This is a genomic window from Rugosimonospora acidiphila (genome assembly GCF_039543385.1).
Taxonomy (GTDB): Bacteria; Actinomycetota; Actinomycetes; order Mycobacteriales; family Micromonosporaceae; genus Rugosimonospora; species Rugosimonospora acidiphila.
This window is the reverse complement of the sequence record NZ_BAABJQ010000007.1, coordinates 168312-193883: the sequence shown is the minus strand read 5'-3', so window position 1 is coordinate 193883 and position 25572 is coordinate 168312. Positions and strand designations below refer to the sequence as shown.

Sequence of the window (25572 nt, the reverse complement as noted above, 5' to 3'; positions counted from 1 at the left end):
AACTGTCGTGAGGAAAGGCACCATCGCGCCCGGGCCGGCCGGCCCGGGCGCGTGGCCGGCCCTTCTGGCGGGCGTGGCCGTAGCCGTACTGTTGGCAGCCGGCTGCGGCCAGCAAGCCGCCCCGTCCGCCGCCGCCCCGTCCGCCGCCGGCCCGTCCGCCGCCGGCCCGGCCGCCGCCGCCCCGTCCGCCGCCGGCCCGTCGAGCCCGGCCGCCGCGCTCTCTACCGGGCCTTCCGCCGCGCCCTCCCCCGCACCTTCGGCAAGTCTCTCGATGTCGCCGGCCGATCGCACCGCCTGCGGCGAGATGCTCGGGCGGCTCACGCAGGTGACGCAGACCATCAGTGCCGGCTCCGAACTGCTCACCAACTCGCTGGACAAGCAGCAGCTGAGCCAGCGGATCGCGGACCAGACCACGCTGCTGCGCCAGGCCGCTGACCTGATGGCGCAGGGCTTGGTGCCACCGCGGTTGGCGGCGGCCGATCGCGACCTGGTCGCCGCGCTGCATGCGTTCGCCGACGACTTCAATCGGGCGGCCAGCGCGGCGAACCAGGGTGACCTGTCCGCGGCCGCTGGCGCGATGAACGACGAGGCGACCGTGCAACGCATCGTCGACGCGTCCGACACGATCGAGGAGACCTGCGCATGAGGATCGGAATGCTGCTCGGTGCGCTGGTACTCGCCGCGGCCGGGTGCTCGTCCACCCCCCACGATCCGGCTGGCGCGGCGCGGATCGTACCGTGGGATGGCGCCATACCGGCCCAGCTGCGGGTGGCGGCGACCGCACCGGCGCCACGATGCCAGGCATCGCAGCTGAGGGTGGTCGGCGACGGGTTCAACTTCTCCGCCGCCCTGTCCGGCGGCACGGGTGAGGCGACGGTACGCAACGCCGGCACGCGGGCCTGCCAGTTGACCGGGCGGCCCGACGTGCGGATCGTCGGCGCCGTCCCGGCGCCCCCGCAGCGGCAGGATCCGCTGCCGGCGCAGCCCCCGGCGTTCCCCACCGTCGCGCCGCCCGACACCGCGCTCGTCGCACTCCCACCAGGCGCGGCGGCGACACTGGACGTCGACTGGCGCAACTGGTGCGTCCCCCGGGCATCCGGGAAACCGGTGCCGCCACGGGCCATCCGGCTGACCCTGCCGGACGGCGCCGGCAGGCTCGAGGTCGGCTACAACGCACTACCGGGGTGCGACACACCCGGGGCCGCGAGCACCATCGGCGTGCATCCGTTCGAACCCGCCCCGTTGGCCAGCACGCCACCGTGGACCTCGACCGCGCTGCGGGCAGCGATTGCGCCGTTGCCCGGTGCCAAACAACTGCGCGGCGCGCGCGGCGACACGGTGCGCTTCGCGGTCGAGCTGCGCAATCCATCAGCCGCGCCGATCTCGTTCGACCGCTGCCCGCTCATCGTCGAGATACTCGCCCCGGCCGGCCATCCGGAGGTCCACCAACTCAATTGCCGGGCCGCGACGCGGCTACCGGCCAAAGGCTCTGTGCGGTTCGAGATGCGGATCCAGGTTCCACCGGACGCTCCGGCGGGCAGCAACGGGCTGTTCTGGGAGCTCGACCCGACCGGAGCACAGGCTCCGGAAACGGTGTCGCGCATCATGGTGACCGGCCGCGCCGCGCCCTAGCAGTACCGTCATCACTCGTTGGAACCTCTCACCGTGGCGGCAACGAACGACGCCGGGGTGCCGTCTCCGGTCGGGTAACGTTGACCCTCTACATCGGACGACCACAATGGAACGTGCCCGGGAGTCCCGCCGAAAGCCGGCGTGCGAGTGTCTGATCGCCATCGATGCCTCTCCGACTTTCGAACGAAGACGTGGCTGAGTGGCGCCGGTTAGCATCGTGAGGCATTCATCAGGCGAAGGTTGTGCCTAATCACATCGGAGAGGTGTGCTGATGAAGCTTTCGGCCTTGATCACGGTATCGCTCCTGGCGATGCCGAGCGTGGTCCTGGCGTCATCCCAGGTTGTCGCGGCGCAGCCGTCGCCGCAGCAGCGCGACGTGCTTTCGGCAGCGACCGGGCCCGCACCGCGGGCCGCCGCGCAGGACTCGTCCACGGTGCCGTGGCAGACACTCGCCCAACCGGCCCCATTCCACCCCGACACCGCCCTGCTGCTGACCGACGGCACGGTCATGGCTCAGGACTACGCCACCGCGAACTGGTGGAAGCTGACACCCGATGCGTCCGGCGAATATGGCACCGGTACGTGGACGCAGCTGCCGCCGATGCCGAATGGCTACGCGCCGTACGATTACTGCTCGGCGGTACTCGCCGACGGTCGCGTGATCGTCGAGGGCGGCGAGTACACCTACGTCAACGGCGTCGCCTCCACGTCCGAGACCAACCAGGGCGCCATTTACGACCCGGTGGCCAACACGTGGCAGGTACTCGATCCCCCACCCGGCTGGACGAGGATCGGCGACGCGTCCTGTCTGGTACTGCCGGACGGCAAGTTCCTGCTCGCCCGCAACTTCAACTCCACTCCCGCGGGCCAGGTCGCGATGCTGGATCCGGCCACCCTCGCGTGGACCGTGATGTCGCCGCCCGGAAAGGCGGACGGCAACAGCGAGGAGAACTGGACCCTGCTTCCCGACGGCACGGTGCTCGCGGTCGACGTGCACGCCGCCCCCGGCGCCGAGCGGTTCATCCCGCCGTGGCTGGACGGCTCATCCGACGGTGAGTGGATCAGCGCCGGTCAGGTGCCGAGCGTGCTCGCCGGGCACGGTGACCCGGGCCCGCAGGTGCTACGCCCCGACGGTACTGTCTTCGCAGTCGGAGACAACGGGTTCAACGCGGTCTACACACCACCGTCGACGCTTTTCGCCACTGGCAGCTGGTCGTCGGCGCCATCGTTCCCGACCGTCGCCGGCGAAGGGCAGTTGGGCACCTGCGACGGCCCGGCGATGCTTCTGCCCAACGGCAACGTGCTCGTCGGCGCCAGCCCCGGCTGTTACAACCTCGACGATCACTTCTTCGAGTTCGACGGCACGGACCTCACCGAGGTCGAACAGCCAGCGTTCGCGTCCCGGATCAGCTCCTTCTGGGCGCGCCTGCTCATGCTGCCGACCGGCGAGGTGCTGGTGACGTACGACAACCGGAGCGCCTACGTCTACCGCCCGACCGGCGGCCCCGACCCCTCGTGGGCACCGCACATCACCGCGTGTCCGGGCCCGATCGTGACGGCAGGCAAGACGTACGTCGTCGCCGGACGCCAGCTCAACGGCCTGTCGCAGGCGGAAAGCTACGGGGACGACGAGGCGGCCGCGTCGAACTACCCTCTCGTCCGGATCACCAATCACGCGACCGGTCACGTGATCTACGCGCGTACCCACGATCACAGCTCGATGGGCGTGGCAACGGGCGATGAGATCGTTTCCACAAATGTCGATATCCCCGCGCTCGAACGAGGCGCCGATGACCTACAAGTCGTAACGAACGGCATCGCCTCCAACCGGTGCGTCGTCAACCAACCGCGCGCGGATGCCCCGTAGTTCACGTTCCGCGACGTGAACGCGGGCACCGTTGGTGGTGTGGTGCCGGAACATCCGGCACCACACCATCGGGCTGTTCCGTCGGCGCCCGGCCGCCCGGCCGCCCGGCGGCCCGCGGGCCTCCGGTGGGCACGGGTGGCGCCAATTCCGGCTCTGGCGTTTTCCGGCATAATTCGACAAGGATGGATGCCGTTGTCGGGGCCGACCAACGGGGAGTGCGATGACGTCCGTCACGGAAAACCACGCCCAGGAGCTGCCGCCACTGCCGCTGCCCGATGAGCGGCGGTGCCCGTTCGGGCCGCCGCCGGAGTATGAGCGGCTGCGGGCCGATCACCCCGCGATCCGGGTGTCGTGCCCGACCGGGGTCGACGCGTGGCTGGTCAGCCGGTACGCCGACGTGCGGGAGGTGCTCGGCGACCCGCGGCGGTTCGGCAACCGGCCCGGGACCGCGGCGCACATCCTGCTGGGATTCAGCGGTGCCCAGCCGGTCGGCGAGGGCGAGTTTCCGCGCATGGACGGCGGTGAGCACCTGCGGTTCCGGCGGCACATGGCGCCGGAGATGTCCAACATGAAGCGGATCGGCCAGCTGCGCCCGCTCGTGCAGGCCATCGTGGACGACCGGCTCGACGCGGTGGCCGGGGTCGAGCCGCCGGTGGACCTCTACGCCCAGTTCGCCCGGCCGGTGACGACAGCGGTGATCGCCGAATTGCTCGGCGTGCCGGAAGGCGATCGGGGGCTGTTCCAGCAGGCGGCCGAGGCGCTCTTCACGGGCGCGTCGAGCGCCGCCGAGGTCGGCCAGGCGATGCGGCCGTTGTTCGAGTACCTGTACGCGACCGTGATGGCGCGCCGGGCGAGCCCGGGTGAGGACGTCATCAGCCGAATGATCGTGCGCAGCGACGCCACGGAGCGGCCGTTCACCGACGCGGAGCTGGTCAGGATGAGCGCGGCGATGCTCCTCGCCGGGTACGACACCACCGCCAGCATGATCAGCCACGGCCTGCTGGCGCTGCTGGAGCACCCGGGGGAGCTCGACCGCCTGCGCGCCGACCCGGGGCTGGCTGCCACGGCCGCCGAGGAGCTGGTCCGCTACCTGGGCGTCGGCGGCGGACTGCTGCGCGAGGTCACCGAGGACACCGAGATCGCCGGCCAGCCCGTCAAGGTCGGCGACTACGTGGTGGTCGCGATCCAGTCGGCGAACCGCGACCGCGCCCTGCGCCCCGACGGCGACCGCCTCGACATCGGCCACCCGCCCGGTGCGCACCTCGGGTTCGGCCACGGCCCGCACCAGTGCGTCGGCCAGCAGCTGGCCCGGCTGGAACTGACCACCGTCCTGGCCACGGTCGCACGGCGCATCCCCTCGCTGCGTCTGGCCGTACCGTTCGACGACATCCGCTTCAAGGTTGACGCCGCGGTTCTCGGCCCGGTCGCCCTTCCGGTCACCTGGGACGAGATCCTGCCGGCGGCGCGGGGCGGTGCCTGATGCGCATCGACGTACACACGGAGCGCTGCATCGGTTCGGGCGTCTGCGCCCTGGTCGCCCCGGAGCTGTTCGACCAGCGCGAGGACGACGGGGTGGTCGTGCTGCTCGACCCGGACCCAGCGCCGGACCAGCATGAGAACGCCCACGAGGCCGCGACCCGCTGCCCCGCCTCGGTCATCGAGATCCGCGAGGCCGGCTGACCACGCCGAGGCCTCGCACCGCCCTCAGCTGAGGCCCGCGACCTCGAGCGGGTATTCAACCGGCGCGGGTGCCGGAGGCGACAAAGACATGACGTGCCCCGCGCGCGGCCCGGGCCTGTCCCCCGTGTGACGGTCGAGGAACAGGCCCGGCGCGCGACGTCAGGACACCCGGTGACGGCTGCCGCTTTCCTGATGTGGCACCTGCTGCACGCCGGTCGGCGCGGTGGGCAGCGGCAGCTGGCTGGCCTCGTACTGGGCCAGGTTGTACGCGCTGTTCGTATCGGGCAGCGGCGGCGCGGACTTGCTGTCCTTGAAGCGGAACACCGACGTCAGGTCGCCGACCGTCTCGCGGCGCCATTCGGAAATGTTGCTCTCCACGACACCGGTGACCTGCTCCAGCAGCCGCAGCTGCGACGTGTGGTCGAACACTTCCGAGCTGACCCAGCCGCCGGTCGTCCACGGCGACACGACGATGCACGGCACCCGGAAGCCGAGCCCGGTCGGTAGACCGCCGCCCTTGACCCCGCTCGGCGACGTGCCGGAGACGAATTCACCGGCGGTGCCCGCAGGCGGGGTCGGCGGCAGGACGTGGTCGAACAGGCCGTCGTTCTCGTCGTAGCTCAGGATGAAGACCGTCTTGGCCCAGACGTCGGGATTGGCGGCGATGGCGTCAATCTTGCTGGCGACGAACGTGGCGCCGGCCGCCGGCAGCCCGGCCGGATGCTCGTCAAAGCCCGACGGCGGCAGCAGCCAGCTAACCGTCGGCAGCTGGTCGTTGAGCGCGTCGTACTCGAACTGGCCGAGCGGCGAGGTCGCCAGCGCCTGGTCGTACAGCGGCGAACCGGGCGTGGCGTCGTTGTACTGCGCGAGGGCGCTCAACGGCGGCAGCCCGGTCGCGCCGCCCGGCGAGTGGTAGATCTTCCAGCTCACGCCGGCCTCGGTCAACCGCTCGGGGTAGGTCTTGAACGAGAAGTGCCCGTTCGGGACGTTGCCGGTCTCAAGCGACGGGCCGCCGTACTGGCCGTCCGCGTCAATCGTGCCGGCCATCCACATGAACCGGTTGGGCCAGGTCGGGCCGAGCACCGAGCAGTGGTACGCGTCGCAGATGGTGAACGCGTCGGCGAGGGCGTACTGGAAGGGGAGGTCCTGGCGGGTGTAGTAGCCCATGGTGTACGGGCCCTTCTTCGCGCCGTCCGAAGCGAGGTGCGCCGGCAGCCAGTTGTCCATCGCGCCGTTGTTCCACGCCTGGTGCTGCACCGCCCACGCGTGGCTCATCGACGGGATCGCCTGAGCCGCGCTGATGGTGGTGTTCAGCCGGTACGGCAGCAGGTAGCCGTCCGGGTTGGACGGATCGGGCTGGTAGAACACCGGGCGGCCGTTGGGCAGCCGCATCGCCTTCGGATCCTCGAAGCCACGCACCCCCGACAGCGTGCCGAAGTAGTGGTCGAAGCTGCGGTTCTCCTGCATGAGCATGACAACGTGTTTGATGTCACTCAGCCGCCCGTGCTTCGGCGGGGGCGCCGCCAGCGCCTTTTGAACGTTGGGCGGCAGAACCGTCGCGGCGGCGGCGAGGCCACCCACCGCCGCCGCGGAACCGAACAGCCTGCGCCGGGTATAACCCGTCGACCCGCTCTGGGGATCCGGAGTGTCAGTCATCGAAGTCCCTTCCCAGTCGGCCGAATGGCCGAAACACACCTCGCCAGCGTCGCCGTCGTTGCTGATCATCGGGCGGTTGGGTTGGTGACCGGCGACTGAACTTCCGCTGACCGCTTCGCGACGGCGAGCGGGATCGCTCATAGGGAAAGGCCGCGACGCGGGCCGCGGATGGCGGCCCGGATGCCCGCACTGAAAGGCGCTGGGCCGCCCGGCGGTGCGTCGCCGGACGGCCCAGCAAGGTGTCAAGCGTTGCGTTACTTGGTCGCCGGGGTGGCCGGTGCCGTCGTAGCGCCGGCCTTGCCCGGGAACAGGTGCGTGAGCATCCATTGGCCGCCGGTGTCGTAGACGTCGACGAGGTCCTGGAAGCGCATGTACATCTCGTGCTGCTCGTTCGGCATTACCTTCGTCGCGAATTCCAGCTGCGGCTTCTGAGCCTCGATCGCGTCGACGACCGACACGTTGTCGCTGAAGTCGACGTTGCGGTCGTCGTCACCCTGCTCGATCAGCGTCGGCGCCGTCCACGAGTTGAGATTGGCGATCGCGGCGCTGCCGGAGTTGCCGGCCATGTCCCAGGCGACGTGGAAGATGTCCGAGTTCCGCGAGACGCCGAGCGAGGTCAGGTAACCGCCGTAGGACAGCCCGTAGATGCCGACCTTCGCCGGCTGGACGTTCGGCTGCGCGAGCAGGAACGCCGCGCCGCCCTGGATGTCCTGGTACTCGCTGGCGCTCGAGCCGCCCCGGCCCGGGAACGTGCGCCACGCGTTGCCGTACATGATGCCGCCGCGGTAGTCGACGGACAGCACGACACAGCCGTGGCTGGCGAAGTACTGGTTCATCTCGTACAGGACCGTGTACGTGTCGTAGTAGTGGTAGCCCGGCAGCATCTGTCGGGACGGCCCGCCGTGCGGGAAAATCAGCGCGCAGCCCGTCGGGTGGGCCGGCACGAACAGCTGTCCGTGGACGGTCTGATGGTCCACCGACGAGGGGAACGTGACCGGCTGGGGCTCGACGAGCTGGTGCAGCGGGTAGGAGGCCGGCAGCTTGGGGCCGCCCCGCGACAGGTGGCCCTTGGCATCGCGGATGTACACCGTCGGGGGCACGTTGTAGCTGCCCTCGGCGTACGCGAGTTGGCCGCCGGCCAGTGGCGCCGGAGCCCACTGGCTCGGATCGCCGCCGGTGATCGCCGTCGGCGTGCCGCCGTGGAAGCCGACCGAGAACAGGTGCCGGCGGGCGATGTCGCCGATGTTGGTGGCGTAGATGATCGCCGTGTGTTCCCGGTTGACCTGCGCGGTCTCGACCTCACCGTCGCCCGGGGTCAGCAGCGTCGGTGCGCCACCGGCGACCGGCACCGAGTACAGGTGGCGCCAGCCGTCGACCTCCCACACAAACGCGAGAGCGCCGTTGTTGGACCACATCAGCTGGTCGCCCGGCTGGCTTTCGAACGTCGGGTTCTCGTCCAGCGCGTAGTAGCTCGAGCCCAGCCCCGGCGAGGCCTGCCAGACCTGCCGCGGCGTCAGCGTCGCGGTGTCGGCGACCCAGATCGCCCACGGCTGGCCGGAAATGGTGCGCCGGAACGCGATCTGCTTGCCGTCGGGCGACCACACGGGGTTCGCGTCGCTCGCGCCGGTGTGCGCGACCGCCGTCGTCGTGCGGGTGCGCATGTCGAGCACCTCGACGCCGTTCGAGCGCGAGTAGAGCAGCTTGGCGCCGTCCGGCGAGAAGCGCAGGTTCGACGGTGTGCCGCTGGCCAGCGTGAGCAGCGGTTGCGAGTGCCCGACGCGCGCCAGATCGCCCTTGTGATCCCAGGTCAAGGCGGCGCTCATGATGCTCGTGCCGTTGACCCACACGATCATGCGATCGTCGGGCGTGAACGCCGGCGCGAGCCCGTCGCCGAGCAGCTGTGGCTTGCCGCCGCGCGAGGAGACGATGTAGACCTCGCGGTGCGGCGGGTCGGGCGTCGAGGCCGGGTTGAGGATCTCGCCGTCACCGTTCGGCGAGCTGCCGCGCACGTAGGCGACCCCGCTGCCGGTGCGTGACAGGGCGAGCTGGGACAGCTCCTGGCCGTCGTCATTCGGGTAGCTGACGATCTGGCGCGAAGAACCGCCGGAGGGCATGAAGTAGATCCCGCGGTCGTATGCCTCGCGGGTGACGTAGGCGACCGATCGGCCGTCGCCGGAAGCCTGGGGCCCGTAGGAGATCGGCGCCTGCAGGATGTCGGCGACGGTGAACGTATCGTTGGCACGCGGCGGCGGAGGTGTCCAGCGGCCGAACGAGGGCGCGGGCTCGGTCAGCTGCTGGTCGGGGATTCCCGGGTAGCTGCGCACGAACGAGATCTGCCTTCCGCCGGGCCGCCAGGCGGGCGCGCTGTCGGTGCCGAACGACGGGTCGACGTAATCGATCTTGTCCTTCTTGACGTCGTAGACCGCGATGAACCCGTGGTCGCCGCGTGGATTCTCGAACGCCAGCTGCTTGCTGTCCGGCGAGAACGCCAGCTTGCCGACGGTGCCGCGGATCGACAACAGTCGCTCGGGAGCGTGCCAGTGCGCCCTCGAGTTCGTGCGCGTCTCGCTCCAGATACTCGTGGCGTCGTCGGCGGACACCCACGCCGCCCGCTTGCCGTCCGGCGACAGCACTGCCCCCGACGGCGGCGGGGCCCCGTTCGCCGCGGCGGGGGTGCCGAACACGACCGCTGGTGCCAGCGCGAGGGCAGCGGCCCCCACGACCGCGACCATTCGACGCGTCAGCCTACTTCGTTGCCACAACCGTCGAGATGAATGCACCTGACCTCCCAGTCCGTCGAACATCGGCCGCGGGCGCACGAGCCATTGGCCTGCTCGCGGCGGCGGCCCGCCTTTCGGTGCGACGGAAAGATATCAATGCATCTATCGATAGACAATAAAATTGAGTGCTACCTGAGGTTGCCCCGACATAGCCTGTAGACGTGATCGACGGGGCGCCGCGGTGAACAATCGCCTCAGGTTGCCGGCGGGGGGACGGGTGCTTTTCTCACCCGGCCGGCGCGAGACTCCAGGTAGCGCTGCTCGGCGATGCTGGCGGTGGATCTCGCGGCGCGCCGGTAGTGTTCGTACGCCCCGGCCGTGTCCCCGATCTTCTCCAGCAGATGCGCCCGCACGGACAGCAGCCGGTGATGCCCGGCCAGCCGCTCATCACCGTCCAATGTGGACAACAGTGCCAGTCCGGCACGCGGCCCATCGGTCTCGGCGAGCGCGATCGCCCGGTTGAGGGTGACCATCGGGTTGGGCGCTATCCGTTCCAGGATCAGGTAGAGCGCGTGCACCTGCGGCCAGTCGGTCTCCTCGGCGGTGGCCGCGTCGTCGTGGGTGGCGGCGATGGCGGCCTGCAGTTGGTAGGGCCCCAGCGCCGGACCGGCCAGCGACGCCTTTACCAGTTCCGTGCCCTCGTCGATCAGCCCGCGGTCCCACTGCGCGCGATCCTGCTCCTTCAGCGGCACCAGGTCGCCGGCCGCCGTCGTACGGGCCCGGCGGCGGGCGTGGGTCAGCAGCATGAGCGCGAGCAGCCCCGTCACCTCGCCGTCCTCGGGCAGCTGCGTGTGCACCATCCTGGCCAGCCGGATCGCCTCGTGCGCGAGGTCGGCGCGGTGCAGTTCGCCCCCCGAGGAGGCGGTGTAGCCCTCGTTGAAGATCAGATAGAGCACGTGCAGGACGACCCGGAGCCGATGTTCGCGCTCCGCACCCTCCGGCAGGCGAAATGAGCTGCCGGCGGCCCTGATGCGCTGCTTGGCCCGGCTGATCCTCGCCGCCATCGTGGCCTCCGGCACCAGGAACGCGCGGGCGATCTCGACGGTGGTCAGACCACCGACCGCCCGCAGCGTGAGGGCGATCTGGGAGGCCGCGGTCAGCGCCGGATGGCAGCACAGGAACAGCAGCACGAGCGTGTCATCGGTGTCGGGTACGTCCTCGGGCACCACCTCGGCGGCCATCGCCGACTCCCGCTCGCGACGGGCGTGGTCACTGCGTACCTGGTCGATGAACCGCCGGGACGAGACAGTCACCAGCCAGCCGCGCGGATTGTCCGGCACTCCCTCGGCCGGCCACTGCAGGCTGGCGGCCAGGACGGCCTCCTGTACGGCGTCCTCACACCCTTCGAACTGGCCGTACCGGCGTACCAACGCACCGAGGACCTGCGGCGTGAGCTCACGCAGCAGGTCCTCGATTGCCGGTGCCGTCATGCCTCCAATGGTCCGTCGGCGAACATCACCTGGCGGACCTCCACGCCCAGGCCCTCGATCGCGGCGTCCGGGATCCGCGCCGCCAGCTCGATCGCCCGCTCCTTGTTCTCGCAGTCGATCAGGTAGAAGCCGCCCAGATGCTCCTTGGCCTCCAGGAAGGGCCCGTCGGTCACCACCGGCTGCCCGTTGCGCACCGACACCACAGCGGCCTGCGACGGGTCGATCAGCGCCTGCGTGGTGATCAACTCGCCGGACTTCTTCAGCGATTCGAGGAACGCCCCGTGGCCGGTGCCGAGCGCCGCCTTCTCCTCGTCCGTCAGCGCGTCCAGCACGGCCGGGTTGATAAGCATGCTGATCAGGAACTTCATCTCGTACTCCTCGTGGTCCGCGAGCCCGGCTGGGCCCCTCGACCGGTTGGTCGGAGCCGCCGCCACGGTCTTGACACTCCCCGCCAGAACTTTCGCACGATTTCTCGCCGTCGCACGGCGCGGATCGCGGAAAGGCGTTGCTCCTGATGCTCCCGGCCGCGGCAGACGCGGGAGTTTTTCGTCCGTGCCGACGTCAAGAAGCCGCCGGCCGCTCCGACCCACCAGCGGACGTCGAGCAAAGAAAAGGGAGATTTCGGATATGCGGGTCAACCGAGCATGGCTGGGACTGATCATCCTCATGCTGCCGACCTTGGTCGTCGCCATGGACCTGACGGCGTTACTGCTAGCACTCCCCCGGCTGAGCGCCGACCTGGGCGCCACCAACGTCGAGCAGTTGTGGATCAGTGACAGCTACGGACTGATGGTCGCCGGCCTGGTGATCACGATGGGCACGCTCGGCGACCGGATCGGCCGTCGACGGCTGCTGATGATCGGAGCGGCGGCGTTCGCGGTGCTGTCGGTCGTGGCCGCCTTCGCGGCCAGCCCGCTGATGCTGATCGTCGCGCGGGCGCTACTGGGCGTCGCCGGCGCCACCCTGGCACCGTCCACGCTCGCCTTGATCACCAATCTGTTCCGCGACGAACGACAGCGCGGGCGGGCCATCGCGATCTGGGCGACCTGCCAGTTCACCGGCGGCGCGCTCGGACCCGTACTGGCCGGATTCCTGCTCCAGTACTTCTGGTGGGGGTCGGTGTTTCTGGTCGCCGTTCCGGCGATGGCGGTATTGCTGCTCACGGCGCCGTTCCTGCTGCCGGAGTTCCGTGGCGGCCGGGCCCGCCGGCTGGACCTGGCCAGCGTCGCGATGTCGCTCGTGGCGGTACTTCTGATGGTCTACGGCATCAAGCAGCTGGCCGTGACGGGCGCGCCAACCGTGCCGGCGGTGAGCCTGCTCGTCGGCGCGGCGATCGGATACATGTTCATACGCCGGCAACTGCGGCTGGCGACGCCGCTGCTGGACCTGCGACTGCTGCGCAACCGCCCGTTCACGGCCGTGCTCGTGGCGCTGGTCTTCGCCGGCATCGCCATGGCCGGTACCGGCCTGCTGGTGACCCAGTACCTGCAGAGCGTGCTGGGCTTCTCGCCGGTCGTATCGGCGGTGCTGTTCGCACCCATGGGCCTGGGCACGGCGATCGGCACCATGGCCGCGCCGGCACTGGCCAGGCGGATGAGGCAGACGACCGCGATCGCGGGCGGGCTGATGGCCTCGGCGCTGGGCAGCCTGCTGCTGGTCGTCGTCGGCGGTACCGGCGCCCTGCCGCTGGTGATGATCGGCATCGCCGTACTGGCGCTGGGAACCGGCCCGCTGTTCGCGCTGGGAACCGGGCTGGTCGTCGGGTCCGTACCGCCGCAACGCGCCGGCTCGGCGGCCGCGATGTCGGAGACCGGCAACTACTTCGGCGGTTCGCTCGGCTTCGCGCTGCTCGGCGTGCTCGCCGCGGTGGTCTATCGCAGCCGGATGGGCGGCACGTCCGACTCGCTGGCCGGCGCTCTCGCGGCCAGCCGGCACCTTCCCGCCAGCCAGGGCGCGGAACTGCTGCACGCCGCGCGGGGGGCGTTCACCGCCAGCCTGCACGTCACTGGTGTCGTCGCGGCGACCATCTTCGTCGGGCTGGCGGCGCTGATCCTGGCCATGCGCCCGGCAACCCGGACCACCCCGGCCGCCCTCCCCGACGACGCGGGCCGTGGCTGCCTGGAACCGGCCGGCGTGGTGCCCGCGACCCCGCGGCGGGCCCGGTGACCTCGACCGTCCACACGCGACACTTCGGGCGGTACCGCGCGTCGCGGCCCTCACGCCCCGCGCCGCTGCCAACTGGTTGCGATGAAGGGCAGCCGGGTGACGTTGCCGTGCGGGTCCCCGGTTGACCTCACCTGCACGACAGATCCCTTCGCGGCTCTCAATCGATCGTCGATCCGCAGGTAGGGTAACGGACATCACGCCGAGCCCCGTCGTACGCTGGGGCGTGGGCGGCACCCGAGCACCGGCCCCTAAAATGGCCGCATGCTGGTCGTCGCGGACGTTCTGGTGGCGCTGGTGGCGCTCATCCACGTGTACATTCTGGTGCTGGAGATGTTCCTGTGGACCGGCCCGCGCGGTCGACGCGCGTTCGGCACCGAGCCGGAGTTCGCCCAGGCGACCAGGGCGCTCGCCGCCAATCAGGGCCTCTACAACGGCTTCTTGGCCGCCGGCCTGATCTGGGGGCTGATCGCGGGTGGATCGACCGGCTTCGGCGCGCAGGTGTTCTTCCTGGTCTGTGTCGCAATCGCCGGGCTCTACGGCACGGCCACCGCGAGCCGGCGCATTCTGTTCGTGCAGACGGTACCGGCGCTGGTGGCCCTCGCGTTCGTCCTCGCCGCGCACTGACCTGGCCGCCACGAAGCCGTCGCATCGAGCGTTAGCGAGAAGACGTCCCCGAGCGAACAGGACCAATGACATCGAAACTCCCCGCGTACCGCTGCGGCAGTTCTGCCGGGACCTGCCAAAAGCCGAGTTGCACGTTCACCTCGAAGGCTGTCTGGAACCCGAACTCCTGCTGGCGCTGGCGCGGCGCAACCAGGTCGCTGTTCCCTGGCAGACGGCCGACCAACTGCGGGACGCCTACCAGTTCCGCGACCTCAGGTCCTTCCTCGACCTGTACTTCGCCGGCTGCCTGGTCCTGCGGAACCAGCAGGATTTCTACGAGCTCACCGCCGCCCAGCTGGACCGCGCTCACCAGGATGGCGTCGCACACACCGAGATCTTCTTCGGGCCACAGACCTTCACCGACCACGGTGTCCCGGTCGGCTCCGCGCTGAACGGCATCCTCGACGCGATCGCCGACGCGGGTGAGCGGACCGGTATCAGCGCCTCACTCCTGGTGAGCACCCACCGCCACCGCAGCGAGAGCGACGCCTTCGCCCTGCTGGACAGCGTTGCGCCGTGGGCCGACCGGATCGCCGGGTTCGGCATGGGAGGAGCGGAGGTCGGCAATCCGCCCGAGAAGTTCGTCCGCTACTTCGACGAACTGCGCCGGCAAGGATTCAGGACATGCGTCCACGCGGGCGAGGAAGGTCCCGCTGACTACGTGCGCCAGGCATTCGAACTCCTGCGACCCGACCGGATCGACCATGGCATCACGATCCTGGATGACCAGGATCTGGTCCGCGAGGTCGCCGCCGCCGGAACACCACTCACCGTGTGCCCGGTCTCCAACGTCCGTCTCCAGGTCGTTCCGTCCCTGCGGGAGCACCCGTTGCCCAGGATGCTGGACGCGGGACTCAGCGTCTCGCTCCACTCGGACGATCCGGCCTATTTCGAGAGCGGCCTCGCCGCGACCTTCGCGGCGGCTGCCGAACACCTCGATCTCGACCGGGCCACCTTGACGGATCTGGCCCGCAACAGCGTCCGTGCGTCGTTCCTGCCGCCCGCCGCGCGACAGGCCCTCTTGGCCCGCATCGACACCGTTTCGGGATCGATCGGGGGCGAGGCGCGCGGATGAGGCCCGGCCGGCTCAAGGATGCGGCGCGACATTGACGCCGGAATGCCCGCGCGGATCGCTCAGGTCCCGGGCGGGACGGTCAACGGCCGCTCGGCTGCGGCCACGGCGACCCGCGACCAGTACCACCGCCGCAGCGCCAGCGGCGGGTGCTGCACCCAGGCGAAGCCGCGCCGCAGGTACCACCGCGGCGTACGGGGCTCGTTCCGGCGCGCCGTGCGATGCAGCCGGTACCAGATCTCGGCGGTAGCCGGCCCGACCCACCGCACCGCGATGGCGTCACTGCCCAGCTCCGCCGCCCACTTCGCGCCGATGCGCAGCACCACCGCCGTCGCCACGGCGTACCCGAGGGCGATCACCCGGCCGCTGTACAGGCCGGCGATCAGCAGCACCACGGCCAGGATGGTGGCGCCCATGAGGCGCAGCGCGTCGCGGCGGGCCACGTGCCCCGCCTCGTGCGCGGTGACGAACCGCCCGGCCTCCGGCACCCGCAGCGTCGCGCGGGCCAGCCGCATGAAGCTCACCCGGCCCATGCCCCAGGCCGTGTTGCGCACCAGGTCCTCATCGGCGAGGAAGACTCGCAGTTCGGCGATGCCGTATGGGCGCAGGGCCCGGGCGAGCGCCGGGGCGGGCAGCCCGGTCAGCCGCGGATCGCGCGACAGGCGGGCGTGCACCCTGTCGCGTTGCCGCGACCGCCCCAGCCAGCTCGAGCCGAACCCGACCAGCGGCAGGAACAGCACGGATACGATCACCAGAATCCGCTGCGCGGGCGCCGCGAACCACACGAGCGGCAGGCACAGCACGGCGTATATCGCCACGATCGCCGCATACCACCAGGCCAGCGCGCGCCCGGCGGGCAGCGACGGCGGCGACACCTCGAGCGGCTCCGGCGTGCCGGCCGGCGTCCCCGACGCGGTCACCGTCGATGCCCCCGGCGGCTGCCCCGGATCCGGCGCCCGGGCGTAGGCCCCGGCCGCCCGGTCCCGGGCCGCGCCGGTCAGCGCGTCAAGGTCGACACCCAGTGCCCGCAGCACGGTCGCGGCCGCACCGTGGGACACCCCGACCACGCCCACCAGGAGGTGCTCGGGACCGAGGTCCCTCTGGGACAGCGCCAGGGACTGCCGCACGGCGCCCTCCAGCGCGGACCTGGCTTCCGGCGCCAGGCACGTCCGCTCGCCGGAGGGTGCCAGCGCGGCGTCGGCGGGCGGCAGGGGGTTGCCGGCCCGGTATGCCGCCAATTGGTCGCGGGCGGCCTGCCCGCTCACGCCCGCCTCGCTGAGCAGGTGCGCGGCGGCCCCACCCTCGTCGATCAGCCCGAGCAGCAGGTGTCCCGAGTCGATGAGATCGGGGCCGCCCGCACCCGCGTGCCGGGCCGCCAGCCGCACCGCCGTCCTGGTGGCGTCGGTGAATCTCTCGAACATGCCACCATTGTCGCCGCGCACCCGCCGCCGATGTCCACCACCGTTTGGTCGCCGATCGATCGGACGGTCGCCGACGGCCCAGCCCCGGTCCGCCGGGCGCTCCTGGCACGCAGCCGGTTGGGTCGCACGCGACCATCACGCACAGTCCCCGCACAGCCACTCCCACGCGAATCCCGCTCAGGTCACGTGATGGTCATCGCCCCTCCGCTCGAGCGCGACGACGCGGGGAGCCACCGGCCGCTTACGTGGCGTGGTCGCGACTTCGCCGCGCCGCAGAGTCCCGCCCAGCTCACGCTCGCTACAGTCTGTAATATTTCAGTGACTATGTCCTCAAGGGAGGGTCGCGGGTGAGAGTCGATGCGAGGTGACGTGTTGGCGTTCGCCCATCAGGCCTGGGTGGTCACGATGCCTGTGCGATAGTTGATCGGTGCCGCCACCGGCACGCCTCTGCGGCAGCGGCCGGTTGGTCGTCAATCACGGGACGCCGGTGCCCGCTGGTTGACCGGCTTACCGCCACACCTCGCAGTGGTCCCTCCCCGGTATCCGAAAACACCGACTCACCGCCTGGATGGTGTAATCGCCCATGACCACCCGGACCAGCCCGCCGCGGGCATCCGACCACGGGTCATCGCGTGGCGACCACACCGCGACCCCGCCGGACGGTCAGGCGCTCAGCGCATCGGACGAATCCGTAGCGCTGGCCCCGGAGGCGCCGGCCCGTGCGCGGCGGCGGCGGTGGCCCTGGCTCGTGTTCATTGTCGCGGCCGGCTTCGCCGCGTTCTTCGGCTTGCACGGACGGCTGCCGAACCCGCGGGACGTCAGCGTGGCGCTGGCCGGCGCCGACTGGCGATGGATCGTCGCGGCTGCCGGCCTGCAAGCGGTGTCTCTGAGCCTGTTCGCGTTCCAGGAACGGGTGATCCTCGCCGCTCTCGGGGTCCGGGTGCACCGGTGGCGGATGCACGCGATCGCCGTGGCACGCACGGCCATCTCCATCACCTTCCCCGCGGGTGCCGCGATATCGGCCGGGTACGCGGTGCGGCAGTACCGCCGGGCCGGTGCTCCCGCCGAGGCCGCGACCGCGACCATGGTGGTCGCCGGGTTGGCGTCCATCGGCGGCCTGGTCGGGCTGTACCTGGTCGGCAGCGCGGGACTCGTCGCGCGGTCGCCCGAGATGCTCTGGACCTGGCCGCTGTCGGGGATCTTCGGCCTGGCCGTGCTGGGCGCCGCCGCGACCGTTCTGATCCGCCGCACGCGCCGGTTCCGCGCCTGGTCCGCGTCCACGACCCGGCAATCGCGCCCGCCCCGTGGCCGGCTCGGCCAGCTCGTGGCGCGGGGCCTTGCCATGGCGCGTGATGCCGTCTACGAGGGTGCCCGGCTGCGATCGAGAGCCTGGCTGGTCGCCACCGCCTACGCCGCTCTCAACCGGCTCACCGACCTGCTGTGCCTCTTCGCCGCGACCAGAGCCGCCGGGTTCCCGATCGGTATCACGACCCTGGCGGGTATCTACCTCGGTGTCCAGATCGTGCGGCAGATCCCGCTTACTCCCGGCGGCGTCGGCGTCATCGAGACGGTGTACATCGCCGGGCTCGTCACGGCCGGAGACAACTCCGCCAACGCCGCCGCCGCGGTCATCATCTACCGGCTGTTCTCCTGCTGGCTTCTCATTCCGACCGGTGGCATCGCCGCCCACATCCTGCGCAGAAGCGGTACCGCGTCGTGACAACCCGGTGACGGGTGGGCGCACCTCGCGGCGCGACGCTCAGGCGACGGCCAGCCGTCGCAGAAGCACCGGGGTGTAGAGAGCGCTCGCGGTTCCGATGCCGGCGACCATGTCGAAATAGATCGAGGTGAGCTCCGGGTCCGACTGCACGGCCCGCAGCAGCGCGAGGCGTTGGTCGTGTGGTGGGGCGAGCCGCGCCACCGTCAGGGTGGATTCGTACCCCGGCACGAGCGTGGCGTCGCGATCCTCCTCGTACTGCCCCAATGCCCGGTCCAACAGGGCCGGGTCGCCGCCGAGTCGGCCGCCCAGGCGTGTCGCCAGGATCTCGGCCTGGAAGAAGGCGTCGCTGATGCCCCGGGCGGTGATGGAGTCCTTGTGGTGGCCGGCGTCGCCGACCAGTGCCCAGCCGGGCCCGGCGGCCCGCCGAAAGAAATTCTGCTGGTCGCCGGTACCGCGAAGCCGCTCGAGTTGTTCCTTCCCGCGTAGCCGCTCGTACAGGGCCGGCGCGGTGGCGAATACCTGGTCGAGGTGGGCACGGTCCGCGGCGACGCGGATCTCCTCGAAGCGGGACTGCGGAAAGTAGGTCAGAACCAGGGTGGCACCGTGGTGCGTGGGGACGGCCGCCACCCAGCTTCCCGTCTTCTCGTAGAGCTCCAGGGCGGCGGGAACATCGGCCCAGTACGAGTAGTAGGCGCAGGTCAGCTTCGGGTTCCGGCGCGTGTAAGGGGCCTGGGCGAGCCGAGCGACGGTGGACCGCATGCCGTCCGCCCCGATCACCAGCCGGGCCCGCTCGGAGAAGTACCCACCGTCGTGGCTGCCTTCCACGCCGACGACGCGTCCGGTGTCGTCGCGTAGCAGGCGGGTGACACGGCACCGCTCGCGTAGTTCGGCGCCGGCCGCGGTCGCGGCCTCCACCAGGATGGCGTCCAGGATGTGACGGCGCGGCGAATAGCCCGCGCGCTGTCCCTCCACGCCCCGAGCGCAGCCTTCGAGGTGGACGTCGGCGACCTCGTACAGCGCGCGGTTCAGCGGCGGGCACCCGGAGGCGCGCAGGGTTCCCAGCAGGCCCCAGCGGGCGAGCGCCGCGACACCCGGCTGATGGATCAGATGGGTGGAAAGCGTGTCGGTAGGGAACCCGGTCCGGTCCAGCAGAAGGACCCGGTACCCCGCGCGGGCGAGCAGCATGGCGGTGGGAGAGCCCGCGCAACGGGCTCCGACCACGATGGCATCGAACATGGAAGTACCTCGCGATGGATCCATGAGGGTCGTCGGGTCAGCGGGAGCGTCGTAGAGTCAGCGGGACCGCGCGAGTTCGACGCGCAGGGACGATCGATCGATCTTGCCGTTGGCGTTCAGCGGCAACTGGTCGAGCACGGTGATCCGGCGGGGCAAGAGGTACGACGGCAGGTCGTCGCCGAGCGCGGCGTACAACCGTTCGGGAAGGCACTCACGACCGGTGACCGCGGCCGCCAGCTCCAGTTCGCCGCCGGCGGCCGGCACGGCGAGGACGATCGCGTCGCGCACGCCGGGCAGCCGCCGCAGGGCCGCCTCGACCTCCCCGAGTTCGATCCGGTGGCCGCGTACTTTGACCTGGTGGTCGGTCCGGCCGAGATGGACCAGGACGCCGTCATGCCAGGCCACCCGGTCCCCCGTGCGGTACCAGTGGTCGGCCGTCCCGTCCGCGGGCCGGAAGTGCCCCGGGTCGTTCGCGGGATCGAGATAGCCGCCGAAGCGCTGCGGGCCCCGTACGCACAGTTCACCGCGGTCGGCCTCGGTGCCGTCCTCGTCCAGCAGCACGAACTCCAGTGCGGGTAGGCACGTCCCGATCGGAACCGTGCCGTTGGGCGTGTGCGGCCAGTCGGCGGGGTCCGCGGCCAGCCGGTAGGCGGCGCAGGCGATGGTGAGTTCGGTCGGGCCGTAGAGGACCTCCAGCCGGCTGCCCGGCGCGGCGTTGTGCCACTGCCGCGCCGCCTCGAGCGTGACCGCCTCGCCGCCGAACAGGCTCCACTTCAGCGTCGGCATGCTGCCCGGTCCGAGCGTGCCCAGGCGTGCGGCGAAGGAGATCAGCGAGGGCACCGAGAACCAGTGCGAGAGCCGCAGGGTGTTGACCGCCTGCACCGGAGACAGGAGTTGGGCGCGCTGTGGCACCACCAGGGTTCCGCCGCCCGCCCAGGTGACGAACAGGTCGTGTACCGAGCCGTCGAAGGTGAGGTCGAAGTTGCCCGAGACCCTGCTGCCGGGGCCGATCTCGTACCGGGACGCCAGCTGGCCCAGGTAGGCACCGAGGTTGCCGTGCGTGATCGGCACGCCCTTGGGAACGCCGGTCGATCCCGAGGTGAAGATGATGTACGCGATGTCGTCCGGGTCGGCGTCCCGGAACCGTGGCGAGGCCACCGACCCGCCGCCGGCCTGGTACGCGTCCGCCACCAGCTCGGGCACGCCGAGACCGGCACCGGCACCGGCGGTGTCGGCCAGTACCAGGTCGATCCCGGCGGCGTCGACGATGCTTCGGATGCGGGAGGCGGGGTGCTCGGGATTGAGCGGTACGACCGCCGCGCCGGCGCGTAACACGGCGAGGTAACCGGCGTACGCCACCACCGAGCGGCCGGCCAGGAGACCGACCCGTCGTGGCGCGCTTCCGCCGTTCACCGCAATCAGCCGTGCGGCGAGCCGTTCCGCCAGGCCACGCAGCTCCGCGTAGGTCAACCGTTCACCGGCGACCTCCAGGGCATGGCAGCCGTCGCCGCACGCGTCCGCGGAGCGGGCAAACCAGTCGTAGGCGTTCCGGGGCTCGCTCATCGGGGCACCGCCTCAAGTTCCCGGGCCCACTGGTACAGCTCGCCCACCGTACGCAGGCCGCCGACGACCTCGGGGTCCAGCTCGTGGCCGGTCTTCCTCTGCAATTCGATGATCAGTTGCAGCTTCGCCAGCGAGTCGATGCCGATGTCGGCGAGGGTGGACCCGGCGTGGAAGTGCGTGCGCGCGTGCTGGCGCAGGATCCACGTCGCCAGGTCGCCACCATCCCGATCCTGCCCCTCGCCGGGCCAGTAGCGCCTGGTCTGCCACGGGTAGGTGGGTAGCGGGACGTACCTACCGGGTGCGCCGAACACCGCCTCCCAGTCGATCGTCTCCCCCGCGCGGTAGCGGGCGGCGAGTTCGGCGAGGACGGGGTCGGCGAGGACGGGGTCGGCGAGGGCGGGGTCGGCCGGTGACGACCCGGTTCCGTCGAGCGCGGCCACCAACTCGTCACGCGAGGTCCCGATCACCGTTCGCCGGTGCTCCAGGTGCTGGCGACGCAGGGCGGCGCTGCGGCAGATATCCCGCAGGGCGTACCCGGCGCCCGGACCGTCGGGGGCGAGGTAGACCGCGTACGCGCGGCACAGGGCCCGAACAGCCTCGGGCGTGCGGGCCGAGATGGCCAACAGGTACGGCGCGCCGCCGCCCTCCTCGTCGTCCGGAGACTGGACGGTCTGCGTCTGGCGCAGCACCACGTGCGCGTTGAGGGCCGAGGAACCCTGCCCGGACACTCCGACGATGGCCGGACGGCCGGCGTCGGGTAGGGGCGTCAGGGTCGCCGGTATCCGCACCGGCAGTTCGTCCCAGGCCACGTCGGGACGCGGAGTCTCGACGTGGAGACTGGCCGGGACCTTGCCGTGCTCCAGGCACAGCACCGCCTTGATCAGACCGGCCAGGCCGCCCGCCGCCTCGGCGTGGCCGATGTTCGACTTGACGGAGCCGACCAGCAGCGGCCGGTCCGCCGCCCGCCCCGTCCCCAGAACCTGTCCCAGGGCGGTGAGCTCCAGACGGTCCAGCGCGGGCGAGCCGGACCCGTGCGCCTCCACGTAGTCCACGTCGGCCGGGTCCACGCCCGCGTCCGCGTAGGCCCAGCGAAGCGACTCCACCTGCCCGGTCAGCGACGGGTTCAGCACGGAGTCGCTGGTGCGACCATCGTTGCCGATCGCGCTGCCGACGATGACGGCGCGTACCCGGTCGCCGTCCGCGAGGGCGTCGGCCAGCGGCTTGAGCACGACGACCGCTACCGCGTCGCTCGGCGCGTGCCCGTCCGCGCGCGCGTCCCCGAACTTGCTGCGACCGTCGCCGGCCAGCGCTCCGGCCTGCGACATCATGACGCCCTCATCCGGCCTCAGCGGAAGGTTCACGCCCGCGGCCAGCGCGAGCCGGCTCTCCCCGGCGCGGAGGCTCTGTACGGCCTGGTGCACGGCCACCAGCGATGACGAACACGCGGTGTCCACGACGACGCTGGGCCCCCGCAGGTCGAAGAAGTGGGACAGGCGCGCCGCGAGCAGCGAACGAACGTTGTTGAACTGCGCGGCCGTCGCCGCCTCCAGTCCCTGCCGGAACGCGTTTTCGAGATAGTCCGCGCGCGAGTTACCGACGAACACCCCGGTCCGGCCGCCAGCCAGCAGGTCGGGGCGCTGGCCGGCGTCCTCCAGCGCCTCCCAGGCCGTCATCAGCAGCAACCGCTGCTGCGGGTCGAGTTCGACCGCCTCGGCGGCGGACATACCAAAGAACGCGGCATCGAAGTCCGCCATGCCGTTCAGGTACCCGCCGCGACGGGCAGCCAGCTTCCCCGGCGTTCGCCGCGGGGAGTACACGGCGTCCAACTCGTAACGCTCGGGCGGAGTCGTGCCCGTCGCGTCAACACCCTCAACCAGCAGCTTCCACAGTTCATCCGGCCCTGACGCGCCCGGCAGCCGGCAGGCCATCCCGATCACCGCCACCGACCGCGCCTCGAAAGCATCCCCGTCCATTGGATTTCTCCTCTGCTGCCTCATCGGAATCCACGTCCGCGATCCGGTACTCCAAAGGGGACATATGTCCCTGATGTAGGTAGATGAATCTATGAGCCAGGCATTCAATGATGCGATGACCGACCACGTACCGGTCAACGGCATCCGCTCGCCCGGGACCATTCGGTGGGTCCCGGCGCACCACGGATCACCAGATGCCGTGGTAGGCCAGGCCCAGGGCCAGAGTGGCCACCGAGGTAACGAAGAACACGGCCCATCCGACCAGCTTGCGGGAGCCGACCCGCAGGTGGGCGATGAGCGCGCCGATGAAGTACAGCACGAGGCCGGTGGCGGCGAGGGTGCCCAGCAGCGGCACGGCAAACCCGGCCAGCAGCCCCAGGGAGCCCGCCGCCAGGACAGTGCCCAACCTCGGCATCCACGAGTACGGCAGGCGCTTCATGTCCATCTGCGCCTTGGGATAGTCGTGGCCGATCAGGTAGGTGGTGGCGGCGATGGCGGCGAAGATCGAGGCGAGGATGGTGACCGTGACGTAGGCGGCGAACACGTGAATACCTCCGTGGGGACAATGCCTGGCTGTTCGCTTATAGCGACGAAGTATCCCCGCGGAATGTGAGGCGCGGTGACCCGCGCCACACCGACCGGCGATGACCCCGGCCCGCCAACCCACCGCGCCGAACGACACGAGCCACGGCTGCCCGCTGGAGGGGCGCGCCCCCGCGACGGACGGTAGCTTCCTCTTCGATCTCCGTCAATGCCTCGCGGGGTGTCGGCAACCTCAGGAACTGCAACATTCCTGCACGCGGTGATCCGTTGACTTCGCCTCGTTCGGGCTGCACCGTGTTAAGGAATGCGCTTTCCCAAGACGCTGACGGGACGAGCGACTCCGTCTCCACGCGCACGGCTCGGTCTGGGTGCGAGGCACCGCCGCACCTCCGAGCGGTCCGCGTCGAGACGGGCGCCCACGTCTGGGGCGAGCACACCCGGCCGATGACAGCCGACAGGTCGGTGGCGTCGGCGCCCGCCGGGATGACCACGGAAGTACCGGTAATCCGCAGCATTTCGAAGACGAAGGTGAGGCGAGGATGAGACGACCAGTCGCATTGCGACTTCTCGCGGCGGGGGCCACGACGGCGGTTGCCGCCGCGGTGGGTGTGGCTCTGGTGATACCCCACGCGTCGGCCGCGACCGGCGGCGTGACCGGCTACGCGAGCCAGAACGGCGGAACCACCGGCGGTGCGGGTGGGCAGACGGTGCGGGCCACCACGGGGACCGCGATCCACGCGGCCCTGTGCTCCCGGGCCAGTAGCAGTACCCCGATCATCATCCAGGTCGAGGGGACCTTCACCGTCGGGAACACGACCAAGGTGTCGGGCGACAGCTGCAACACCGCCGACGGTGTCATCGAACTCAAGCAGATCAGCAATGTGACGATCGTCGGGGTCGGCGCGGGAGCCGTCTTCGACCAGGTGGGAATCCACATCCGCGAGTCGAGCAACATCATCATCCAGAACGTGACCGTGCAGAACGTGAAGAAGTCGGGTTCGCCCACGTCGAATGGTGGCGACGCCATCGGCATGGAAAGCGACGTGCACAACGTCTGGGTCGACCACAACACGCTGCTGGCCTCGGGCGGCGAGGACGAGGGGTACGACTCGCTCATCGACATGAAGGCCGACACCAACTACGTGACCGTGTCGTACAACACCTTCCGCAACTCCGGCCGTGGTGGGCTCGTCGGTTCCAGCGACAGCGATCTGGGCAACGGCCCGGTCACCTACCACCACAACCTGTACGAGAACATCGACTCCCGCACGCCTCTGCTGCGCGGTGGCACGGCGCACATCTACAACAACTACTACGTGGGCCTGACCAAGTCCGGGATCAACCCCCGGGCCGGCGGAAAGGCGAAGGTCGAGAACAACTACTTCAAGGACTCCGCGGACGTCCTGGGCACCTTCTACACCGACCTGCTCGGCTTCTGGCAGGTCAGCGGCAACATCTACGACAACGTGACCTGGACCAGCCCCGGCAGCGAGAACCACCCGGCCGGCCCCGACCCGCAGTCCAACACCACCATCAGCATCCCGTACGCCTACACCCTTGACGGTGCCAGTTGCGTGCCCGCCATCGTGGGTCAGATGGCCGGCGCCAACAAGGGCCTGCAGGTGTCGAACGGCAGCTGCTCGCCGCAGACGCCACCGACCAGCCCCACGACGAGGCCACCGACCAGCCCGACGTCGGGCCCGACCGCAAGCCCCACGACCGCCCCGACCCAGCCCAGCGGGACCAACCTCAGCATCGGCGCCGGCTCCGACGGCTCCGGCAAGGCCAGCGGGACGAGCTACGGCAACGTGCAGGACGGCAACCTGAGCACCTACTGGTCGCCGACCGGCTCGACCGGATACATCTCGATCAAGTGGAGTGCCGCCAAGACGGTATCCAGGATCAACATCCGAGAGGCGTCGGGCGCCACCGGCCTCATCGGGTCCTGGCAGGTTCTCAACGCCGATACCGGCGCCGTCCTGGCCTCCGGCAGCGGGGCGGGCGCCATTACCTTCCCCTCGACCTCGCTGAAGAAGATCACCTTTAAGATCAACAGCTCGACCGGGACGCCGAGAGTCGCCGAGTTCGAGACGTACGCCGCGTAGCCGCACCGGTTCGCCGACGGCAGCGATCCGTCGCCGGGCGGGGCCCTCAAGCTCCCCCACCCGGC

General features: G+C 70.5%; 19 protein-coding genes. 10 read left to right on the top strand and 9 right to left on the bottom strand.

The window, feature by feature from the left end; all coding sequences use genetic code 11:
• Positions 1 to 7: 7 nt before the first annotated feature.
• The 5 genes from ABEA87_RS14845 to ABEA87_RS14825 all read left to right on the top strand — a co-directional run bounded on the left by ABEA87_RS14845 (position 8) and on the right by ABEA87_RS14825 (position 5179).
• Positions 8 to 646, top strand: a complete 639-nt coding sequence (locus ABEA87_RS14845; RefSeq protein ID WP_345629907.1) for a hypothetical protein — start codon at positions 8 to 10, stop codon at positions 644 to 646.
• The gene (locus tag ABEA87_RS14840) at positions 643 to 1632 is read left to right on the top strand and encodes a DUF4232 domain-containing protein (protein ID WP_345629905.1); all 990 of its coding nucleotides are present in this window, start codon (positions 643 to 645) and stop codon (positions 1630 to 1632) included. The genes ABEA87_RS14845 and ABEA87_RS14840 overlap by 4 nt, the downstream gene beginning before the upstream one ends.
• Positions 1633 to 1903: 271 nt before the next feature.
• Positions 1904 to 3499: a Kelch repeat-containing protein gene (locus ABEA87_RS14835; protein ID WP_345629903.1), complete on the top strand. Its 1596-nt coding sequence runs from the start codon at positions 1904 to 1906 to the stop codon at positions 3497 to 3499.
• Between the two features lie 220 nt (positions 3500 to 3719).
• Complete coding sequence (locus tag ABEA87_RS14830) at positions 3720 to 4979, top strand: cytochrome P450 (RefSeq protein WP_345629901.1); 1260 nt, start codon at positions 3720 to 3722, stop codon at positions 4977 to 4979.
• Positions 4979 to 5179: a ferredoxin gene (locus ABEA87_RS14825; RefSeq protein ID WP_345629899.1), complete on the top strand. Its 201-nt coding sequence runs from the start codon at positions 4979 to 4981 to the stop codon at positions 5177 to 5179. Before ABEA87_RS14830 ends, ABEA87_RS14825 begins: the two co-directional genes overlap by 1 nt.
• Before the next feature lie 159 nt (positions 5180 to 5338).
• On the opposite strand, the gene ABEA87_RS14820 is transcribed toward ABEA87_RS14825, so the two are convergent.
• The 4 genes from ABEA87_RS14820 to ABEA87_RS14805 all read right to left on the bottom strand — a co-directional run bounded on the left by ABEA87_RS14820 (position 5339) and on the right by ABEA87_RS14805 (position 11413).
• Entirely contained in the window at positions 5339 to 6835 is a 1497-nt protein-coding gene (locus tag ABEA87_RS14820; RefSeq protein WP_345629897.1) for an alkaline phosphatase family protein, read from the bottom strand.
• Positions 6836 to 7089: 254 nt separating this feature from the next.
• Positions 7090 to 9567, bottom strand: a complete 2478-nt coding sequence (locus ABEA87_RS14815) for a S9 family peptidase (protein ID WP_345629895.1) — start codon at positions 9565 to 9567, stop codon at positions 7090 to 7092.
• Between the two features lie 242 nt (positions 9568 to 9809).
• Positions 9810 to 11045, bottom strand: a complete 1236-nt coding sequence (locus tag ABEA87_RS14810; protein ID WP_345629893.1) for an RNA polymerase sigma factor — start codon at positions 11043 to 11045, stop codon at positions 9810 to 9812.
• Positions 11042 to 11413 (bottom strand): YciI family protein, encoded by a 372-nt coding sequence (locus ABEA87_RS14805; RefSeq protein WP_345629892.1) that lies wholly within the window; start codon positions 11411 to 11413, stop codon positions 11042 to 11044. Before ABEA87_RS14805 ends, ABEA87_RS14810 begins: the two co-directional genes overlap by 4 nt.
• A gap of 259 nt (positions 11414 to 11672) precedes the next feature.
• Between ABEA87_RS14805 and ABEA87_RS14800 the strand changes: the two genes are divergently transcribed.
• From ABEA87_RS14800 to ABEA87_RS14790, 3 genes are all read left to right on the top strand, one after another.
• Positions 11673 to 13211, top strand: a complete 1539-nt coding sequence (locus ABEA87_RS14800; protein ID WP_345629890.1) for an MFS transporter — start codon at positions 11673 to 11675, stop codon at positions 13209 to 13211.
• A gap of 261 nt (positions 13212 to 13472) precedes the next feature.
• Complete coding sequence (locus tag ABEA87_RS14795) at positions 13473 to 13835, top strand: DUF1304 domain-containing protein (RefSeq protein WP_345629888.1); 363 nt, start codon at positions 13473 to 13475, stop codon at positions 13833 to 13835.
• Positions 13726 to 14949: an adenosine deaminase gene (locus ABEA87_RS14790; RefSeq protein WP_345630199.1), complete on the top strand. Its 1224-nt coding sequence runs from the start codon at positions 13726 to 13728 to the stop codon at positions 14947 to 14949. The genes ABEA87_RS14795 and ABEA87_RS14790 overlap by 110 nt, the downstream gene beginning before the upstream one ends.
• A gap of 59 nt (positions 14950 to 15008) precedes the next feature.
• On the opposite strand, the gene ABEA87_RS14785 is transcribed toward ABEA87_RS14790, so the two are convergent.
• Positions 15009 to 16367 (bottom strand): Clp protease N-terminal domain-containing protein, encoded by a 1359-nt coding sequence (locus ABEA87_RS14785; protein ID WP_345629886.1) that lies wholly within the window; start codon positions 16365 to 16367, stop codon positions 15009 to 15011.
• A 583-nt stretch (positions 16368 to 16950) separates the two neighbouring features.
• Here ABEA87_RS14785 and ABEA87_RS14780 point away from each other — a divergent pair.
• A complete protein-coding gene (locus tag ABEA87_RS14780; protein ID WP_345629884.1) occupies positions 16951 to 18087 on the top strand; it encodes a lysylphosphatidylglycerol synthase transmembrane domain-containing protein in 1137 nt (378 codons plus the stop codon).
• A 39-nt stretch (positions 18088 to 18126) separates the two neighbouring features.
• Here the strand turns inward: ABEA87_RS14780 and ABEA87_RS14775 are convergent, their stop codons facing one another.
• The 4 genes from ABEA87_RS14775 to ABEA87_RS14760 all read right to left on the bottom strand — a co-directional run bounded on the left by ABEA87_RS14775 (position 18127) and on the right by ABEA87_RS14760 (position 23403).
• Positions 18127 to 19323 carry an NAD(P)/FAD-dependent oxidoreductase gene (locus ABEA87_RS14775; RefSeq protein WP_345629882.1) on the bottom strand — a complete coding sequence of 399 codons (1197 nt, stop codon included), beginning with the start codon at positions 19321 to 19323 and terminating at the stop codon, positions 18127 to 18129.
• 57 nt (positions 19324 to 19380) lie between these two features.
• Positions 19381 to 20886, bottom strand: coding sequence for an amino acid adenylation domain-containing protein (locus tag ABEA87_RS14770; protein ID WP_345629880.1), 1506 nt, complete (start codon positions 20884 to 20886; stop codon positions 19381 to 19383).
• The gene (locus ABEA87_RS14765; RefSeq protein WP_345629878.1) at positions 20883 to 22859 is read right to left on the bottom strand and encodes a beta-ketoacyl synthase N-terminal-like domain-containing protein; all 1977 of its coding nucleotides are present in this window, start codon (positions 22857 to 22859) and stop codon (positions 20883 to 20885) included. Before ABEA87_RS14765 ends, ABEA87_RS14770 begins: the two co-directional genes overlap by 4 nt.
• A 187-nt stretch (positions 22860 to 23046) precedes the next feature.
• Complete coding sequence (locus ABEA87_RS14760; RefSeq protein WP_345629876.1) at positions 23047 to 23403, bottom strand: DoxX family protein; 357 nt, start codon at positions 23401 to 23403, stop codon at positions 23047 to 23049.
• 538 nt (positions 23404 to 23941) lie between these two features.
• Between ABEA87_RS14760 and ABEA87_RS14755 the strand changes: the two genes are divergently transcribed.
• Entirely contained in the window at positions 23942 to 25507 is a 1566-nt protein-coding gene (locus tag ABEA87_RS14755) for a pectate lyase family protein (protein WP_345629874.1), read from the top strand.
• The last annotated feature ends 65 nt before the right edge of the window (positions 25508 to 25572 follow it).